The organism is Pseudomonas sp. ok272 (assembly GCF_900109995.1).
Lineage (GTDB): Bacteria > Pseudomonadota > Gammaproteobacteria > Pseudomonadales > Pseudomonadaceae > Aquipseudomonas.
On record NZ_FOCB01000004.1, the window covers coordinates 13,714 to 31,145 of the forward strand.

At 61.0% G+C, this 17,432-nt stretch carries 15 protein-coding genes and 2 pseudogenes; 10 read left to right on the plus strand and 7 right to left on the minus strand.

Annotated features, from left to right (window positions below; translation table 11 throughout):
- Positions 1–90: 90 nt before the first annotated feature.
- Complete coding sequence (locus tag BMW74_RS07895) at positions 91–474, minus strand: rhodanese-like domain-containing protein (RefSeq protein ID WP_093416168.1); 384 nt, start codon at positions 472–474, stop codon at positions 91–93.
- Between BMW74_RS07895 and BMW74_RS07900 the strand changes: the two are divergent.
- Positions 471–650: pseudogene (locus tag BMW74_RS07900) on the plus strand (helix-turn-helix domain-containing protein); the annotation flags it as partial. The gene BMW74_RS07895 and the pseudogene BMW74_RS07900 overlap by 4 nt on opposite strands.
- A gap of 74 nt (positions 651–724) precedes the next feature.
- Here the strand turns inward: BMW74_RS07900 and BMW74_RS07905 are convergent.
- Positions 725–1,954 carry an acyl-CoA dehydrogenase gene (locus BMW74_RS07905; protein ID WP_093416175.1) on the minus strand — a complete coding sequence of 410 codons (1,230 nt, stop codon included), beginning with the start codon at positions 1,952–1,954 and terminating at the stop codon, positions 725–727.
- 163 nt (positions 1,955–2,117) lie between these two features.
- Between BMW74_RS07905 and BMW74_RS07910 the strand changes: the two genes are divergently transcribed.
- The 3 genes from BMW74_RS07910 (at position 2,118) to BMW74_RS07920 (ending at position 4,563) form a co-directional block, all read left to right on the plus strand.
- A complete protein-coding gene (locus BMW74_RS07910; RefSeq protein ID WP_093416180.1) occupies positions 2,118–3,047 on the plus strand; it encodes a LysR family transcriptional regulator in 930 nt (309 codons plus the stop codon).
- A gap of 72 nt (positions 3,048–3,119) precedes the next feature.
- Complete coding sequence (locus tag BMW74_RS07915) at positions 3,120–3,518, plus strand: MerR family transcriptional regulator (protein ID WP_093416185.1); 399 nt, start codon at positions 3,120–3,122, stop codon at positions 3,516–3,518.
- Between the two features lie 145 nt (positions 3,519–3,663).
- Positions 3,664–4,563 (plus strand): hydroxymethylglutaryl-CoA lyase, encoded by a 900-nt coding sequence (locus BMW74_RS07920; RefSeq protein WP_093416189.1) that lies wholly within the window; start codon positions 3,664–3,666, stop codon positions 4,561–4,563.
- A gap of 592 nt (positions 4,564–5,155) precedes the next feature.
- Here BMW74_RS07920 and BMW74_RS07925 read toward each other — a convergent pair.
- Positions 5,156–6,853 carry an AMP-binding protein gene (locus BMW74_RS07925; RefSeq protein WP_093416194.1) on the minus strand — a complete coding sequence of 566 codons (1,698 nt, stop codon included), beginning with the start codon at positions 6,851–6,853 and terminating at the stop codon, positions 5,156–5,158.
- A 203-nt stretch (positions 6,854–7,056) separates the two neighbouring features.
- Between BMW74_RS07925 and BMW74_RS07930 the strand changes: the two genes are divergently transcribed.
- From BMW74_RS07930 to BMW74_RS07945, 4 genes are read left to right on the plus strand one after another with little or no spacing between them, the layout of a single operon-like run.
- On the plus strand, positions 7,057–8,220 hold the full coding sequence (locus tag BMW74_RS07930; protein WP_093416197.1) for an isovaleryl-CoA dehydrogenase: 1,164 nt from the start codon (positions 7,057–7,059) through the stop codon (positions 8,218–8,220).
- A gap of 11 nt (positions 8,221–8,231) precedes the next feature.
- The gene (locus BMW74_RS07935; RefSeq protein ID WP_093416202.1) at positions 8,232–9,839 is read left to right on the plus strand and encodes a carboxyl transferase domain-containing protein; all 1,608 of its coding nucleotides are present in this window, start codon (positions 8,232–8,234) and stop codon (positions 9,837–9,839) included.
- A 13-nt stretch (positions 9,840–9,852) separates the two neighbouring features.
- Entirely contained in the window at positions 9,853–10,668 is an 816-nt protein-coding gene (locus BMW74_RS07940; RefSeq protein ID WP_093416206.1) for a gamma-carboxygeranoyl-CoA hydratase, read from the plus strand.
- On the plus strand, positions 10,668–12,617 hold the full coding sequence (locus BMW74_RS07945) for an acetyl/propionyl/methylcrotonyl-CoA carboxylase subunit alpha (protein ID WP_093416211.1): 1,950 nt from the start codon (positions 10,668–10,670) through the stop codon (positions 12,615–12,617). The genes BMW74_RS07940 and BMW74_RS07945 overlap by 1 nt, the downstream gene beginning before the upstream one ends.
- A 47-nt stretch (positions 12,618–12,664) precedes the next feature.
- Here the strand turns inward: BMW74_RS07945 and BMW74_RS07950 are convergent, their stop codons facing one another.
- Positions 12,665–13,330 (minus strand): LexA family protein, encoded by a 666-nt coding sequence (locus BMW74_RS07950; protein WP_093416216.1) that lies wholly within the window; start codon positions 13,328–13,330, stop codon positions 12,665–12,667.
- A 130-nt stretch (positions 13,331–13,460) separates the two neighbouring features.
- Between BMW74_RS07950 and BMW74_RS07955 the strand changes: the two genes are divergently transcribed.
- Positions 13,461–13,802, plus strand: a complete 342-nt coding sequence (locus tag BMW74_RS07955; protein WP_093416220.1) for a DUF6124 family protein — start codon at positions 13,461–13,463, stop codon at positions 13,800–13,802.
- A gap of 512 nt (positions 13,803–14,314) precedes the next feature.
- Complete coding sequence (locus BMW74_RS07960) at positions 14,315–15,466, plus strand: M14 family metallopeptidase (RefSeq protein ID WP_093416223.1); 1,152 nt, start codon at positions 14,315–14,317, stop codon at positions 15,464–15,466.
- A 42-nt stretch (positions 15,467–15,508) separates the two neighbouring features.
- Here BMW74_RS07960 and BMW74_RS25455 read toward each other — a convergent pair.
- From BMW74_RS25455 to BMW74_RS07975, 3 genes and pseudogenes are all read right to left on the minus strand, one after another.
- Positions 15,509–15,731: pseudogene (locus BMW74_RS25455) on the minus strand (transcriptional regulator); the annotation flags it as partial.
- Positions 15,732–15,742: 11 nt separating this feature from the next.
- Positions 15,743–16,285 (minus strand): cytochrome b, encoded by a 543-nt coding sequence (locus BMW74_RS07970; RefSeq protein ID WP_093416226.1) that lies wholly within the window; start codon positions 16,283–16,285, stop codon positions 15,743–15,745.
- A complete protein-coding gene (locus tag BMW74_RS07975) occupies positions 16,282–17,364 on the minus strand; it encodes a catalase family peroxidase (RefSeq protein ID WP_093416230.1) in 1,083 nt (360 codons plus the stop codon). The genes BMW74_RS07970 and BMW74_RS07975 overlap by 4 nt, the downstream gene beginning before the upstream one ends.
- Positions 17,365–17,432 lie beyond the last annotated feature (68 nt).

A 17,432-nucleotide genomic window follows, 5' to 3' on the forward strand; every position in this document is an offset into this window, starting at 1 on the left:
GGCTTTTGGCCAGGTTTTGTCGAAGTGGCCAGCAGTCTAGAGCCGCGCACAGGATGCTAATTATGCTTATGCGACAAATAGTTACATCGATTAGCAATCACAGCCAATGGCACTGCTGGTCGATTCCTCGACGGCACAGCTCAACTCAAACCCTTCATCCAGCCAACCCGTGACCCCGCCGAGCATTTCCTTGACCGGATACCCCAACGCCGCCAGCTTCACCGCGGCCTTGGTCGCACCATTGCAGTGGGGACCGGCGCAGTACACCACGAACAGCGTGGTGTTCGGGTAGGCCTGCAGCCATTCGGCGCTGATCAGCCGCCCGGGGATGTTGATCGCTCCCGGCACGTGGCCACGTTCATAGGTCTTTGGACCACGGACATCCACCAGGACAAAATCCACCTCGCCACTCGCCTGGCTGCTGAACACGTCAGAACAGTCGGTTTCAAAGGTCAGGCGATTGCTGAAGTGCATCAGGGCAACCGCCGCGGGCCCGAGAGTTGCTGGAAAGCACTGGCCACACCCACGACGCCATCGCAGAGCAAGGTGGCTATCGCTCGGTGGAAAGTTTTCGCGTCGCGTTTCGCACCGTGGTCGGGCTTTCCCCTTCGGCGTACCGCGAGCGGTTTGGTCGTGAGGCGAAGGCGTTGCTCCGTGATGGGCGCTTAAATGAAAAACCCGCCAATACAGGCCTGTATTGGCGGGTGGAAAACAGCGCCGGCGCTTAGTGACCGCTGCGCATCAGTTCCCGGGGCACGTACTTGCCGAGTTCGAACTTGCCGACGGCCGCACGGTGCACTTCGTCCGGACCATCGGCCAGGCGCAAGGTGCGTTGCATGGCGTACATGTAGGCCAGCGGGAAATCGTTGGAAACCCCGGCGCCGCCATGGATCTGGATCGCCCGGTCGATCACTTTCAACGCCACGTTCGGCGCCACGACCTTGATCTGGGCAATTTCGCTCTTCGCCACTTTGTTCCCCACGGTGTCCATCATGTAGGCCGCCTTGAGGGTCAGCAGGCGCGCCATGTCGATCTCCATCCGCGAGTCGGCGATCTTGTCGATGTTGCCGCCCAGGCGGGCCAACGGCTTGCCGAACGCAGTGCGGCTGACCGAACGCTTGCACATCAACTCCAAGGCGCGCTCGGCCATGCCGATGGAGCGCATGCAGTGGTGAATCCGCCCAGGGCCAAGGCGGCCCTGGGCGATTTCGAAACCGCGTCCTTCACCCAGCAGTACGTTTTCGTACGGCACACGCACATTCTCGAACAGCACTTCGGCGTGACCGTGGGGCGCATCGTCATAGCCGAACACGGGCAGCGGGCGCAGGATCTTCACGCCAGGTGTGTCCACCGGCACCAGGATCATCGAGTGCTGGGCATGACGCGGTGCATCGGGATCACTCAGGCCCATGAACACCAGGATCTTGCAGCGCGGGTCACAGGCGCCGGAGGTCCACCACTTCTTGCCGTTGATCACCCACTCGTCGCCATCACGCACCGCGCGGGCGGCCATGTTGGTGGCGTCGGAGGATGCGACGTCCGGCTCGGTCATGGCGAACGCCGAACGGATCTCGCCGCGCAACAGCGGTTCGAGCCAGCGCGTCTTCTGCTCTTCATTGGCGTAGCGCACCAGCACTTCCATGTTGCCGGTGTCGGGAGCCGAGCAGTTGAACGGCTCCGGCCCCAGCAACGAACGGCCCATGATCTCCGCCAAAGGCGCGTACTCCAGGTTCGTCAGGCCGGCACCCATGTCGGACTCGGGTAAAAACAGGTTCCACAGGCCTTCGGCCTTGGCCTTGCTTTTGAGCTCTTCCATGATCGCCGTCGGCTGCCAGCGATCACCTTCGGCGACCTGGCGCTCGAACACCGCTTCGGCTGGGTAAACGTACGCATCCATGAACGCAGTCACGCGCTCACGCAATTCCTGAACCTTGGGCGAATAAGCGAAATCCATGGGCAGCTACCTTTTTTGACGAGGTGGTGGAGACGTTGTTGAGGTCATGAATCGATGCTAGTTCAGGGCTGATAATTTACCTAGCCTATTCTCGGCGTGTATAAACATTCATCACCGATATATGATCGACGAATCGCCCGCCCCATAATAAGAGACTCGCGCAATGAATCTGAGCAAGGTCGACCTCAACCTGTTCATCGTCTTCGACGCTATCTACACCGAAGCCAACCTGACGCGCGCCGGGCAGATCGTCGGCATTACCCAGCCGGCCGTTTCGAACGCCCTGGCGCGTCTGCGCGAGACCTTCAACGATCCGCTGTTCGTGCGTACCGCCCAGGGCATGGTGCCCACGCCCATGGCGCAGAACATCATCGGGCCGGTGCGCAACGCCCTGTCGCTGCTGCGGGTCTCGGTGCAGGAAAGCCGGATCTTCAACCCCTCGCAAGCGGCCAAGACCTACCGCATCAGCATGACCGACCTCACCGAAGCGGTGATTCTGCCGCCGCTGTTCCAGCGTCTGCGGCGCCTGGCGCCGACGGTGGTGATCGAGAGCTTCCTGTCCAAACGCCGGGAGACCACCAAGGAACTCGCCGCCGGGCGCCTGGACTTTGCCGTCGACGCGCCGCTCAACACTGACCCGCAAGTGCGTCACGTCAAGTTGATGGAAGACCGCTACGTGTGCGCCATGCGCAAGGGCCATCCGCTGGCGGCCAAGGAAAAATTCACCCTGGATGACTACCTGTCGCTGACCCACATTCACATTTCCAGCCGGCGCAACGGCTTGGGCCACGTCGACCTGGCCTTGGGCAAAATGGGCATCCAGCGCAAAATCGCCCTGCGCTCCCAGCACTACCTGATGGCGTCCCAGGTGCTGCACAAAACCGACATGGTGATGACCGTGCCGGAACGGTTTGCACGTCGCCATGACCTGCACGCGTTCAACCTGCCGATCAATGACGTTCCTGCGGTTGAAACCCATCTTTATTGGCATGAAAGCACCGACCAGGACCCCGCCAATCGCTGGATGCGTGAACAGATCATCGAGTTGTGCCAACAGGTGGCGGCACAAGAGAAGGCACTGGACAAGGGGTAATGCCCGGGCGAGCTTGACGTTTACGTCAACCAGACATTAGCTTAGCGCCAAGCCCCCTTTTCGAGCGCGCCCATGAGCAGCCAGACCTACAGCATTTCCGACCTCGCCCGCGAGCTCGACATCACCACCCGCGCCATTCGCTTCTACGAGGAGCAAGGGCTGCTGAGCCCCGAACGGCGCGGCCAGGAACGCGTCTACTCGCCACGGGACAAGGTCAGCCTGAAGCTGATCCTGCGGGGCAAGCGCATCGGCTTTTCCCTGGCCGAATGCCGTGAATTGATCGAACTCTACGATCCCACCAGCGGTAACACCAAGCAGTTGCACAGCATGTTGGCGAAGATCACCGAACGCCGCGAACAGCTTGAACAGCAACTGCTGGACATCGAGCAAATGAAACTGGAACTCGACACCGCAGAAGAACGTTGCGTGCAGGCGCTGGAGCAGACACTCAAGAGTCAGCAGGCGGTCTAACAGACAAAAGCCCTGTGGGAGCGAGCCCGCTCGCGAAAGCGCTGGCACCGTCAACCTCACTATTGACTGACCTACCGCGTTCGCGAGCGGGCTCGCTCCCACAGGTTCTTCACCACATTCAGACAACTACAACAGGTCAACGCCCATGTCCCTCCCCACCCACGTACGCCTGATCGAAGTCGGCCCCCGCGACGGCCTGCAAAACGAAGCCCAGCCCATCAGCGTCGCGGACAAAGTGCAGTTGGTCGATGCCCTCAGCGCGGCCGGCCTTGGCTATATCGAAGTCGGTAGTTTTGTGTCCCCTAAATGGGTGCCGCAGATGGCCGGTTCCGGCGACGTGTTCGCGCAGATCCAGCGCAAGCCCGGGGTGACGTACGCCGCCCTCGCGCCCAACCTGCGTGGCTTCGAGGACGCCGTCGCGGCGGGCGTCAAGGAAGTGGCCGTGTTCGCCGCCGCATCCGAAGCGTTTTCTCAACGCAACATCAACTGCTCGATCAGCGAAAGCCTGGCGCGCTTCGTCCCCATCATGGACGCCGCCAAGCAACACGGTGTCAACGTGCGCGGCTATGTGTCCTGTGTGCTCGGCTGCCCTTACGAGGGAGCGGTGGCACCCGAACAGGTCGCGTTCGTGGCGCGTGAGCTGTACGCCATGGGCTGTTACGAAGTGTCCTTGGGCGACACCATCGGTGCCGGCACTGCCGGCGCGACACGCCGGATGTTCGAGGTGGTGGGCGCCGACGTCCCCCGGAACAAATTGGCCGGGCACTTCCATGACACCTACGGTCAGGCAATGGCCAATATCTACGCCAGCCTGCTGGAAGGGATCGAGGTGTTCGACAGCTCCATCGCCGGCCTGGGTGGCTGCCCCTATGCCAAGGGCGCCAGCGGCAACGTGGCCACTGAAGACGTGCTGTACCTGCTCAATGGCCTGGGTATCGAGACCGGCATCGATATGGAGCAATTGCTGTTGGCCGGCGAACAAATCTGCACCGTATTGGGGCGGCCAACCGGCTCACGGGTCGCAAAGGCCCGCAGCGCAAAATGATGGGCCGGGGGTGTTACCGCCCCCACAACAAAACGAGTAACACGGAAACAACCTGACCATATTTTTACTGCAGCCTTATGCGCCATAAATACTAAGTTGTTGTTTTTTAAAGGATTTTAAAAGTTGGCACGGGTTCTGCTATCTCTATGGCATAACAAGAATAAAAACAGCGACAAACCTAATAAAAATAAGACGTAACGACTCTGACATAACAAAAACAACACGACAGAGACGCAGCTAACAGATTTTTTTGGAGAAGGTGTACTTCCAGGGTGCTGCGCGCAGTAACCCGCAACCGGGCAGAGAACAATAAAACTACCTCTAGGTAGCTCCCGAACTGGTTGGATCGCTTGTCGAGAAGTCATCAGCGCTCAAAAAAATACGTTTGCTCTTGACCCTGAATGGGGGTCGCACAAAACAGCAGTAAAGGGCCACGGTTGCCAAAAACAACAATAGACCGCCCCTTAATAATAAAAAAAGAGCACGCAACGACAAATTAAAGGGGAGCCTCGGCTCCCCTTTGTGCTGTCTGGCGTTTGTGTTTGCGTACGCCCCCCATGCGCGAGCGTGCGGCTCGCGCTTGGGGTCGTGGTTAGCCCTTGCCGACGTTCAGCTCCTCGATACTGATCTCACGCATCTTGAACTTTTGGATCTTGCCGGTCACGGTCATCGGGAACTCCTCGACGAACTTGAAGTGACGTGGCGTCTTGAAGTGCGCAATGCGCTCCTTGCACCAGGCTTGCAGCTCCAGTTCATTGGCCGTGTGACCCGGGTGAAACTTGATCCAGGCAACGATCTCCTCGCCGTACCGCGCACACGGGATGCCGATGACTTGCACATCCGCCACCGCCGGGTGAGTGAAGAAGAACTCTTCCAGCTCACGCGGGTAAACGTTCTCGCCACCGCGAATGATCATGTCCTTGTTGCGTCCGGCAATGCAGACGTAGCCTTCATCATTCATGGAGGCCAGGTCGCCGGTGTGCATCCAGCCCGCCTGATCGATGGCTTCTGCCGTGCCCTGCGGGTTGTTCCAATAGCCAAGCATCACGCTGTAGCCCCGAGTACAGAGCTCGCCGATGGTGCCTCGCGGAACCAGGTTGCCGGCCTCATCGATGATTTTGCTTTCCAGTTGTGGCTGGGTGCGGCCGACCGTGGTGACCCGCAGCTCCAGATTGTCTGACGGACCGGTCTGCAACGACACCGGACTTGTTTCAGTCATGCCGTAGGCAATCTGCACCTCGCTCATGTGCATTTCGTTGATCACCCGTCGCATGATTTCGATCGGACACGTAGCGCCCGCCATGATCCCGGTGCGCAGCGTCGACAGGTCGAACTCGGCGCGCCGCGGCTGATCGAGCATGGCAATGAACATCGTGGGCACGCCGTACAGGCCTGTAGCCTTTTCCTGTGCCACGGCTTCCAGGGTCAACAGTGGGTCGAAAGCATCATTGGGATAAATCATCGTGGCGCCATGGGTGACGCAGCCCAGGTTACCCATGACCATGCCAAAACAGTGATACAGCGGCACCGGGATCACCAGCCGATCATTGGCCGTCAGCCCCAGGCTTTCGCCGACCATGTAACCGTTGTTGAGGATGTTGTAGTGACTGAGGGTCGCGCCCTTGGGGAAGCCCGTGGTGCCGGAGGTGTACTGGATGTTCACCGCCTGGTCGAAATGCAGGCTGTCTTGCCGGGTCTTGAGCTGCTCGCTCGAGACGCTGGCAGCGAGATCCGCCAGTTGCGACCACGGCAGGAAACCCGACGGTGGCTGGGGATCGAGACTGACCACGCCACGCAGTTGCGGCAGGCGTTCGGCCTGCAACTGGCCGATGGTTTGTTCGGCCAACTCCGGCACCAGCCCTTGCAGCATTGCGTGGTAGTCGGAGCTCTTGAACGCGCCGGCACACACCAGCCACTGGCACCCGGACTGCTGGAGCACGTACTCAAGCTCCGAACTGCGATAGGCGGGATTGATGTTGACCAGGATGACCCCGATCTTGGCGCTGGCAAACTGGCTGATGCACCACTGCGCGCAGTTCGGCGCCCAGATACCCAAACGATCCCCCACCTGCAATCCAAGCGCCAGAAAAGCCCGGGCGTGTTGATCGACGGCATCGGCCAACTGTGCCCAGCTGTAGCGCCGTTGCTGATGGCGCACCACCAGCGCTTCGCCTTCTGGATACAGGGCGACCGTGCGATCAAAGGCCTGCCCGATAGTCATCGCCAGCAAGGCTTTGTCCTGCGAGCCACAGCTGTAGCTGTGCTGTGGAGGAGCACTGTGTTGATCCATGACGACCCCTATTGTCTTTATTAGTAGGTGGTTGGAGCGGAGCACTGGGTCGCCCCGATCATTCAGAACTGGCCATACTCTCGCTCAAGTTGACGTTAACGTAAAGGGTGATTGACAGCCATTCGTCACAGGCTTACGTTAACGTAAAGGTGAGAACCAAGTCGTGCCCCTCCCTACCCTACAAAAATGCCAAAAGGTGCCCCATGAGCTATCCATCCCTGAACTTTGCCCTCGGTGAAACCATCGACATGTTGCGCGATCAGGTGCAGTCCTTCGTCGCCAAAGAGATCGCTCCGCGCGCCGCTCAAATCGACATCGACAACCTGTTTCCCGCCGACCTGTGGCGCAAGTTCGGCGACATGGGTCTGCTCGGGATTACGGTGGCAGAAGAATACGGCGGCGCAGGCCTGGGGTACCTGGCACACGTGGTTGCCATGGAAGAAATCAGCCGCGGCTCGGCCTCGGTCGCGCTGTCCTACGGCGCCCACTCCAATCTGTGCGTCAACCAGATCAACCGCAACGGCACCCATGAGCAGAAAGAAAAGTACCTGCCCAAGCTGATCAGTGGCGAACACATCGGCGCCCTGGCCATGAGCGAACCGAATGCCGGTTCAGACGTCGTCTCGATGAAACTGCGTGCCGACAAACGTGGCGAACACTACGTGCTCAATGGCAGCAAGACCTGGATCACCAACGGCCCCGACGCCAATACCTATGTGATCTACGCCAAGACCGACCTGGAAAAAGGCCCCCACGGCATCACCGCCTTCATCGTCGAGCGCGACTGGAAGGGTTTCAGCCGCAGCAGCAAGTTCGACAAGCTCGGCATGCGTGGCTCCAACACCTGCGAGTTGTTCTTCGATGACGTTGAAGTCCCGCAGGAAAACATCCTCGGCGTGCTCAACGGTGGCGTGAAGGTGCTGATGAGCGGCCTGGACTACGAGCGTGTGGTGCTGTCCGGCGGCCCGACCGGGATCATGCAAGCGTGCATGGACCTGATCGTGCCCTACATCCACGACCGTAAACAGTTCGGCCAGAGCATCGGTGAGTTCCAACTGATCCAGGGCAAAGTGGCTGATATGTACACCCAGCTCAACGCCAGCCGCGCCTACCTGTATGCCGTGGCCCAGGCCTGTGAGCGTGGTGAGACCACCCGCAAGGACGCCGCCGGCGTGATCCTCTACAGCGCCGAACGCGCCACGCAAATGGCCCTCGATGCAATCCAGATCCTGGGGGGCAACGGCTACATCAATGAATTCCCGGCAGGTCGCCTGCTGCGTGACGCCAAGCTGTATGAAATCGGCGCAGGCACCAGTGAGATCCGTCGCATGCTGATTGGCCGCGAACTGTTCAACGAAACCCGCTAACGGAGCTGTCCATGGCCACCTTGCACACCCAGCTCAATCCACGCTCCGCGGAGTTCGCCGCCAACAGCGCGGCGATGCTCGCCCAGGTCGACGCCCTGCACACCCTGCTCGCCCACGTCCAGCAAGGCGGCGGTGCCAAGGCCCAGGAGCGGCACACTTCGCGCGGCAAGCTGCTGCCCCGCGAACGGATCAATCGCTTGCTCGACCCTGGTTCACCGTTCCTGGAAATCAGCCCACTCGCCGCCTACGAAGTCTATGGCGAAGACGTTCCGGCCGCGGGCGTGATAGCCGGGATCGGCCGGATCGAAGGCGTCGAGTGCATGATTGTCGCCAACGATGCCACGGTAAAAGGTGGCTCGTACTACCCGCTAACGGTCAAGAAACACCTGCGCGCCCAGACCATCGCCCAGCAAAATCGCCTGCCGTGCATCTATCTGGTGGACTCCGGCGGCGCCAACCTGCCGCGCCAGGATGAAGTGTTCCCCGACCGCGAGCACTTCGGGCGGATCTTCTTCAACCAGGCCAACATGAGCGCCATGGGCATCCCGCAGATCGCCGTGGTCATGGGCTCCTGCACGGCCGGTGGTGCCTACGTGCCTGCCATGGCGGACGAAGCCATCATGGTGCGCCAGCAGGCGACCATTTTTCTCGCCGGCCCACCGCTGGTGAAAGCCGCCACCGGCGAAGTGGTCAGCGCTGAAGACCTCGGCGGGGCCGATGTGCACTGCAAGATCTCCGGGGTCGCCGACCACTATGCCGACAGCGACGAGCATGCCCTGGAATTGGCACGACGCTGTGTCGCCCACCTCAACTGGCGCAAGCTCGGCGAGGTGCAGCAACGCACGCCGATCGCCCCGCTGTATGCCCGTGATGAGTTGTACGGCGTGGTGCCGGCCGACGCCAAGCAGCCATTCGATGTCCGCGAAGTGATCGCCCGGCTGGTGGACGGCTCGGTGTTCGATGAGTTCAAGGCCTTGTTCGGCACCACGCTGGTGTGCGGCTTTGCTCATCTGCATGGCTATCCGATCGCGATCCTCGCCAACAACGGCATCCTCTTCGCCGAAGCCGCGCAAAAGGGCGCGCACTTCATCGAACTGGCGTGCCAGCGCGGGATTCCCCTGCTGTTCCTACAGAACATCACCGGCTTCATGGTCGGCCAGAAATACGAGGCCGGTGGCATCGCCAAGCACGGCGCCAAACTGGTGACTGCCGTGGCCTGCGCCAAGGTGCCGAAATTCACGGTCATCATCGGCGGCAGCTTCGGCGCCGGTAACTATGGCATGTGCGGACGCGCCTACGACCCACGGTTTCTGTGGATGTGGCCAAATGCGCGCATTGGCGTCATGGGCGCCGAGCAGGCCGCCGGCGTGCTGGTGCAAGTCAAGCGCGAGCAAGCCGAGCGCAGCGGCCAGGCGTTCAGCGCCGAGCAAGAAGCCCAGATCAAGCAGCCCATCCTCGACCAATACGAAGCACAGGGCCATCCCTACTATTCCAGCGCCCGCTTGTGGGATGACGGCGTCATCGACCCGGCACAAACCCGTGACGTACTGGCGCTGGCGCTGTCTGCCTCGCTCAATGCACCTGTCGAACCGACCCGCTTCGGCGTGTTCCGGATGTGATGTGGAGAACACCATGAACGACTTCAATACCCTGGAACTGCTGGTCGATCCCCGTGGATTCGCCACGTTGTGGCTCAATCGCCAAGACAAGAACAACGCTTTCAATGCCGAAATGATTCGCGAGCTGATCCTCGCCCTCGACAAGGTGCAAGCCGACGCCAGCCTGCGCTTCCTGCTGCTGCGCGGGCGTGGCAAGCACTTCAGCGCCGGCGCGGACTTGGCCTGGATGCAGCAATCGGCCGAACTCGACTACCACACCAACCTCGACGACGCCCGCGAGCTGGCGGAACTGATGTACAACCTGGCCAAGTTGAAGATCCCCACCCTGGCCGTGGTCCAAGGTGCGGCGTTCGGTGGCGCCGTAGGCCTGGTCAGTTGCTGCGACATGGCGATTGGCAGCGATGACGCCCAGTTTTGCCTGTCGGAAGTGCGCATCGGCCTGGCGCCAGCGGTGATCAGCCCCTTCGTCGTACAAGCCATTGGCGAGCGCGCGGCACGGCGCTATGCGTTGACCGCCGAACGCTTCAGCGGCCAACGCGCCCAGGCACTCGGTCTGCTCAGCGAGAGCTTTGCGGCCGATGAACTGGAGGCCCAGGTCGAACGCTGGATCAACAACCTGCTGCTCAACAGCCCGCACGCCATGCGCTCAAGCAAGGAGCTACTGCGTGAAGTCGGCAGCGGCACGCTGAACCCGGCGCTGCGTCGCTACTGCGAAAACGCCATTGCCCGCATTCGTGTCAGCCCGGAAGGCCAGGAAGGCTTGCGTGCGTTCCTACACAAGCGTCCACCAAGCTGGCAGGCCGAATCCACCCCCAAGGAGCCGCGTTGATGAGCGCACCTGTTCTCACTACCCTGCTGGTGGCCAACCGTGGCGAAATCGCCTGCCGGGTGATGCGCACCGCCAAAGCGCTGGGCCTGACCACCGTGGCCGTGCACAGCGCCACTGATCGCGAGGCCCGGCACAGTCGCGAAGCCGATATCCGCGTCGACCTGGGGGGTAGCAAGGCCGCTGACAGCTACCTGCAAATCGACAAGTTGCTGGCGGCCGCCAAGGCCAGCGGCGCCCAGGCCATTCACCCGGGCTATGGCTTTCTCTCGGAGAATGCCGGTTTTGCCCGGGCCATTGAAGCGGCCGGCCTGATTTTCCTCGGCCCGCCGGCGTCGGCCATCGACGCGATGGGCAGCAAATCCGCGGCCAAGGCCTTGATGGAAACCGCAGGCGTGCCGTTGGTGCCGGGTTACCACGGCGAAGCCCAGGACCTGGAGACCTTCCGTGATGCCGCCGAACGCATCGGTTACCCGGTGCTGCTCAAGGCCACCGCGGGAGGTGGCGGTAAGGGCATGAAAGTGGTCGAGGACATCAGCCAACTGGCAGAGGCCCTGGCGTCTGCGCAGCGTGAAGCCCTGTCGTCGTTCGGCGACTCACGCATGCTGGTGGAGAAGTACCTGCTCAAGCCACGCCACGTGGAAATCCAGGTGTTCGCCGACCAGCATGGCCACTGCCTGTACCTCAACGAACGTGACTGCTCGATTCAGCGCCGGCACCAGAAAGTCGTCGAGGAGGCCCCCGCCCCCGGCTTGAGCCCCGAATCACGCAAGGCCATGGGCGAGGCCGCCGTGCGTGCCGCGCAAGCCATTGGCTATGTGGGTGCAGGCACCGTGGAGTTTCTCCTGGATTCACGCGGCGAGTTCTTCTTCATGGAAATGAACACCCGCCTGCAAGTCGAACACCCGGTCACCGAAGCCATCACCGGCCTCGACCTGGTGGCCTGGCAGATTCGCGTCGCCCAAGGTGAGCCGCTGCCAATGACCCAGGCGCAGGTGCCGCTGATCGGGCACGCCATCGAAGTACGCCTGTACGCGGAGGACCCGGGCAATGACTTCCTGCCCGCTACCGGTCACCTGGCGCTGTACCGCGAGTCCGCTGCGGGTCCCGGGCGCCGGGTGGACAGTGGCGTCGAGGAAGGTGACGAAATCTCGCCGTTCTACGATCCGATGCTCGGCAAGCTGATTGCCTGGGGCGAGGACCGTGAGCAGGCACGACTGCGGCTGCTGAGCATGCTGGATGAGTTCGCCATTGGCGGATTGAAGACCAACATCGGGTTTCTGCGCAGAATCGTCGCTCATCCGGCGTTCGCTGCGGCTGAACTGGATACCGGATTTATCCCACGCCACCACGAGCAATTGCTGCCGGCGCCCACAGAACTCAGCGATGAGTTCTGGAACGTCGCCGCCCAGGCGCTTGCGCTCAGCCAGAAACCCACCGTGCGCCGTGACGACCCCGGGTCGCCATGGGCAATGGGCAACGGGTTCCGCGCCGGGCTGCCCGCTGAAACGACGCAGCACTTGAGTTGCGAGGGGCAAGACCGCGCGATCACCCTGACAGCCACCGACACCCGTAACACCCAACTCAACGGTGAGCAGTTGCTGGTCGAGCACCACGGCCTGCGCCGTCAACTTCGTGCGATCCGCCAAGACCACAGTCTCTATCTGCACTGGCAAGGTGAACTGCGCTGCATCAAGCGCTACGACCCGATTGCCGCCGTCGAGGCCAGCCAGCACCCTCAAGGTGGGCTGAGCGCGCCGATGAATGGAAGCATCGTCCGGGTGTTGGTGATACCCGGCCAGGTGGTCGAAGCCGGGGCACAGTTGGTGGTCCTGGAAGCGATGAAAATGGAGCACAGCATTCGTGCGCCTCACGCGGGCACGATCAAGGCGCTGTATTGCCAGGAAGGCGAGATGGTCAACGAAGGGAGCGCACTGGTGGAACTGGAATAGTCCGCGCGGACAAAAAAGACCGGTCCTAAGAGGTAGGACCGGTCTGACTAGAACTTGGCCGTTGCCTGCACCACAACGCCAATGATCCGACATTCGTCGGTGAGCAAGGCTTTCGGGTAAGTCGGGTTCAGCGGTACGAGGTATCGCTGCCCTCCCTCTTCGATCAACTTGCGAAATGTCGCTTCGGCACTCTCGGCCCACTGAGCGATCACCAGCTTGCCCGGTACCGCCTCCACGGCCGGGTCAACCAGGATCAGCATGTCTTGCGCAATGCTGATACCGCTGGGGGCCGTCATCGCATCGCCCACCACCACCAACCAGAATGCCGAGCCCTGGGCGTGATAGTCGCTGGTTTCATAACGCTGCGTGCCATAGGCGAGTGGCTCGCCATCGCGAACCTGGCCCACGCCCCGCCATTCCCCCACCGGGTAGCGGAAGTACGGGTTGTATGTGTGCGCAAGAGCGGCCTGGTAGTCACTCGCTTCAGCCGTACCCTGCGCGGCCTCCGGCTCCCTGATCACCAGGGCGACTTCGAGAAAGCCCAACCCCAGCTCCTGAAGCACCCGGTTCATGTCCTCCAGGCTCGGCTGGCGACGCTTGTTCAGCCAATGACCGACGCCCCCTTGGGACATTGCGAGGCGCTCTGCGAGCTTTTCCTGAGTGAGCTTGAGCTCACGCATCTTGGCTTTGACCAACTCAATCCATTTATCCATGGGGCGGAACGATACTTCGCGGGGATAGACCCTCAATACACATATTGTAGTATTAAACGACTCGTCATAACTACAAATGGTACTAATCTTTGACTGACCCCCTCGCCCTACCCACGGAGCCCTAGCCACCATGGACATCACTCGCAAAAACGCACCCGAGCAGGAACCCGACACTGACTTCACCTCGCCCGAAGGCTGTGCAGCCGCTCAGCGCGCGCTGGACTATTACTTGAAACCAAGTGTTTCAGCGCTCGACATCGAAGCAGCTTTTTTCGAGATCAACCCTAACATCAGCCGGGAAGAAGCCCTGGTTCATGCGTCGGACTTGCTGCGCTGTGCAGCCGCAACAGCCTATGAGTCAGCGAACAACCGACTCGGTACCAGCCGTGATCTGGCTTTATCGGTGGTGCACATGATCGATATGGCCAAGACCATGGTGGACGGGTCCCTGGACAGGGATCAAAACGCTTGAGTGAACATCGAAGGGAGCGCCAGGGTTCGAGTGAACCCGTGGTGTTGGCAACGTAGCAGGGAAGTATTTTCTTATCGGAGAGATAAAAACGTTTGACTTGCAAATGATAATGATTATTATTGCAAGCACTGGTCGCGAGATCAGTGATAGACCAAGAGACCTTAGGTCGGACTCTTGGAATATCTCCTCATCAGGCTAATCACGGTTTTTGACCCGGCTTTTTGCCGGGTCTTTTTTTTGCCAGTTATTCTGGCTTGGTCTTCAGGCTAATGAAGAGGGGTGCTGCTGAATTCGATAGGCGAATGATATCAAAATGGCATCTTTTTGCAACGCAACGGTTACGTAGTGTCACGCCATCGAAAAATAGCGCTTGAGAATCAATCTCAAAACCACTAAGCTGCTACCGCGTCAAGGAGGACGCCCCCCTTCGACTGCCCCCCGCAAATTGCCCTCCATTTCCCCCCACCCTTGTGTGTAAAGTAGCGCCATAAAATCATATTCAGGAACAGACTATGACCGTGGCTCAACGCTCCTTTGATATCTCTGCCAATTTCGACAGCGGCAACATTGAGGTGCTGGACCTCAGCAACCCGTTGCAGGCCTTGTTGGCCATCAAGCCCGATACCCGTAGCCAACACTTTCAGTGGTTCCACTTCAAGGCCAGTGGGCTGCATGTGGGTCAGGAACATTGGTTTCGCCTCAGCAACGCCAGCAAATCCTCCTACAACAAGGCCTGGGACGGCTACCAGGCCGTCGCGTCCTATGATCATGTCAACTGGTTCCGTGTGCCGACCATCTTTGAGGGCGACTGCCTGCGTTTCAGCCTGGAGGCCGCGGAGACTCACGCCTGGTTCGCCTACTTCGAACCCTACAGCCGCGCTCGTCATGACTGGCTGATCGAACAGGCCCTGAGCAAGGCTGGCACGGAGTTGCTGGCCACCGGCAAAAGCGTCGAAGGTCGCGATATTCAGTTGCTGCGCAAAGGCAGTGGCGCCGAAGGCCAGCGCAAGGTCTGGATCATTGCCCAGCAGCATCCTGGCGAACACATGGCCGAGTGGTTCATGGAAGGCATCATCGAACGCCTGCAACAGCATGACGACGCCGAGTTGAACGCGCTGCTGGCCAGCGCCGACCTGTACCTGGTGCCCAACATGAACCCGGACGGCGCCTTCCACGGTCACCTGCGCACCAATGCCATGGGCCAGGACCTGAACCGCGCCTGGCAAAGCGCCAGCCAGGAGATCAGCCCGGAAGTCCTGTTCGTCCAGCAGCAGATGGAAACGTACGGCGTCGACCTGTTCCTGGATATCCACGGCGACGAAGAAATCCCCTACGTGTTCACCGCAGGCTGCGAAGGCAACCCGGGCTACACGGCGCGGATCGAAAAACTCGAAGCACATTTCCGCAATCACCTGAAACACAAGACCCGCGACTTCCAGACGACCCACGGCTACACCCGTGACGCGCCAGGGCAAGCCAACATGACCCTGGCCTGCAACAGCGTCGGCGAAAAGTTCGACTGCCTGTCACTGACCCTGGAGATGCCGTTCAAGGACAACAACGACGCACCGAACCCAATCACCGGCTGGTCCGGCAAGCGCTCGATGAAACTGGGCAAGGATGTGTTGTCGACCGTCGCGGATATGGTCGACACCCTGCGTTGATCCTCCCAATGGCTGCACCTCTGACCGGGTTGCAGCCATTGTTCATTGCGCGGCTGGAATGCGCCGACAATCCTCTGGCCCCAGCAAACGCCCGTCCTGCGAACGCAGTTCCAACGGCCTGATGGGCTGCCCCGTCGCACGGTCGACCACCCGTGAATGTGCCTCCCTACCTCGAAGAAGAACGCCTCGCCCCCAGGGGGAGCAGCCCCTTGCCCTTCTCGGTCAGCACGTACTCCTGATAGGCACTACCGTCGGACGCGGCAACGCCCTGCCCAATCAGTGATCCTTGCCAAACAACATGCTCTGCAACACCCCATCGCGCCGCACCCAACCATGAAACAACGCCGCCGCCAGATGCAGCAGCACGGTGAGAAACAGCAGGTACGCCAGGTAGCCATGGGCCTTGCGCAGGAAGGCAAACAACGCGGCATTGGCCGGAACGATCGACGGCAGTTGCAGCGCACTGCCGAGCATCACCGGGTCGCCTGCCGCCGAGATCATTGCCCATCCCAGTAACGGCAACGTCAGCATCAAGGCATACAACAACACATGGGACGCCTTGGCCGCCAGCACCTGCCAGCCTGGCAAATCCACCGGCAGCGGCGGTTGACGGGACGAGAAGCGCACGAACAGGCGGACCATCACCAGCAGCAGAATCGCGATGCCCAGGGGCTTGTGCAGATGGATCAACCACGCATGGCGCTCAGAAACCGAGGCGACCATGCCCACGCCAATAAACAACATCGCGATGATCATCAGCGCCATCAGCCAGTGCAACAGGCGAGCCAGGGGTGCAAAGTGCTTCGATGGGACGCTCATTGTGGCGACTCCTGTTTGGCCGCGGGCAGTTGACCCACTTCGCTGGTACGGCGCAGGTAGGAACTGGCGTAGGCCGCCGAGCGCGCCGCCAGTAACGGATCGTTGGAGCCTTCGATACCGCTTGGCAGAATCAGCGGGTCGTAGTTGATGTCACGGCATTCGCCGCTGTTCTGCGCTTGAGCACGCTCCAGCACCAGGGTCCCGGCATTGAGCACCGTGTGCTCACCCTGCCATTGCTTGCTGGCATCGTTGATCGGATCCGCGGGGCCGGCCAGGATGATGTTCATCTGCCAACGCAACGGCCCGGCCTGCAACCGCTGGAGCAGGTCCTTTTCCAGGAAGTCCGTACTGTCCGGCAGACCGGCGACGGCATCGCTGGCGTCCACCGGCACCACGCCCCAACGCACCGCCTGGCGCTGACCCGCGGCGTTCACCAAATAAAACGCATTGATGCTGTTGTAGTGCTCGGTCGCATAGCTGGCCGACGGTTTGGCGGTCTTGACCCATTGCAGGAACGGCAGCGTTTCCGGGTGCGCGGCGAAAAATGCCGATACGCTCACCGGGTTGGGCTTGCCAGTGGCCGGGGCCGGCGACTGCGCCTGCTGCAACTGATAGAACGCCTCGGGCGTGCCCACCGGGAACACTGGCATGCTGTTCATACCGGTGCGCCACTGCTGGCCGTTGGCCTGTTTGAAGCGCAGCGCCAGGCTGCGGATCGGCACGCTGGTGTCCGCCGCGTAGGGGTTGCCACTGGGCAATGCAAAACGCCCCACCACCGGCGTCCTTGCGGCACTGAAGACTTGGGCGCTGGAATACGGGCGCACCTCGGCGCTGCTTTCGAAGTAACCGATCACACAGACTCCCTTGGCGTGATTGCGGCGAAAGCCCGGGTAAACCCCGTTGTTCTTTTCCAGAACGTTGACCAGCGCCTTGGGGGTCAGGCGATGTGGGTCGAACGTGCCCTGGACGTAGGCAAAAGCCCCCGCCGCCGCGGCAACCACCCCACCAATCCCGGCCAGGCGCAGCATCAGTTGGGTAGCGCTCAGGGGTGATTTTCCAGAGGGTAAAGGATCAGCCATGAAAACTCCGGGCCCAGGGGCCTGTGGAAAGGGTCAAGCCAGGGCGCACCATCCACCCGCCGATAACG

What these genes read in the sequence shown, in the direction of transcription:
- BMW74_RS07895 (WP_093416168.1), bottom strand. Translation starts at nt 474, where the DNA reads ATGCACTTCAGCAATCGCCTGACCTTTGAAACCGACTGTTCTGACGTG.
- BMW74_RS07905 (WP_093416175.1), bottom strand. Translation starts at nt 1,954, where the DNA reads ATGGATTTCGCTTATTCGCCCAAGGTTCAGGAATTGCGTGAGCGCGTG.
- BMW74_RS07910 (WP_093416180.1), top strand. Translation starts at nt 2,118, where the DNA reads ATGAATCTGAGCAAGGTCGACCTCAACCTGTTCATCGTCTTCGACGCT.
- BMW74_RS07915 (WP_093416185.1), top strand. Translation starts at nt 3,120, where the DNA reads ATGAGCAGCCAGACCTACAGCATTTCCGACCTCGCCCGCGAGCTCGAC.
- BMW74_RS07920 (WP_093416189.1), top strand. Translation starts at nt 3,664, where the DNA reads ATGTCCCTCCCCACCCACGTACGCCTGATCGAAGTCGGCCCCCGCGAC.
- BMW74_RS07925 (WP_093416194.1), bottom strand. Translation starts at nt 6,853, where the DNA reads ATGGATCAACACAGTGCTCCTCCACAGCACAGCTACAGCTGTGGCTCG.
- BMW74_RS07930 (WP_093416197.1), top strand. Translation starts at nt 7,057, where the DNA reads ATGAGCTATCCATCCCTGAACTTTGCCCTCGGTGAAACCATCGACATG.
- BMW74_RS07935 (WP_093416202.1), top strand. Translation starts at nt 8,232, where the DNA reads ATGGCCACCTTGCACACCCAGCTCAATCCACGCTCCGCGGAGTTCGCC.
- BMW74_RS07940 (WP_093416206.1), top strand. Translation starts at nt 9,853, where the DNA reads ATGAACGACTTCAATACCCTGGAACTGCTGGTCGATCCCCGTGGATTC.
- BMW74_RS07945 (WP_093416211.1), top strand. Translation starts at nt 10,668, where the DNA reads ATGAGCGCACCTGTTCTCACTACCCTGCTGGTGGCCAACCGTGGCGAA.
- BMW74_RS07950 (WP_093416216.1), bottom strand. Translation starts at nt 13,330, where the DNA reads ATGGATAAATGGATTGAGTTGGTCAAAGCCAAGATGCGTGAGCTCAAG.
- BMW74_RS07955 (WP_093416220.1), top strand. Translation starts at nt 13,461, where the DNA reads ATGGACATCACTCGCAAAAACGCACCCGAGCAGGAACCCGACACTGAC.
- BMW74_RS07960 (WP_093416223.1), top strand. Translation starts at nt 14,315, where the DNA reads ATGACCGTGGCTCAACGCTCCTTTGATATCTCTGCCAATTTCGACAGC.
- BMW74_RS07970 (WP_093416226.1), bottom strand. Translation starts at nt 16,285, where the DNA reads ATGAGCGTCCCATCGAAGCACTTTGCACCCCTGGCTCGCCTGTTGCAC.
- BMW74_RS07975 (WP_093416230.1), bottom strand. Translation starts at nt 17,364, where the DNA reads ATGGCTGATCCTTTACCCTCTGGAAAATCACCCCTGAGCGCTACCCAA.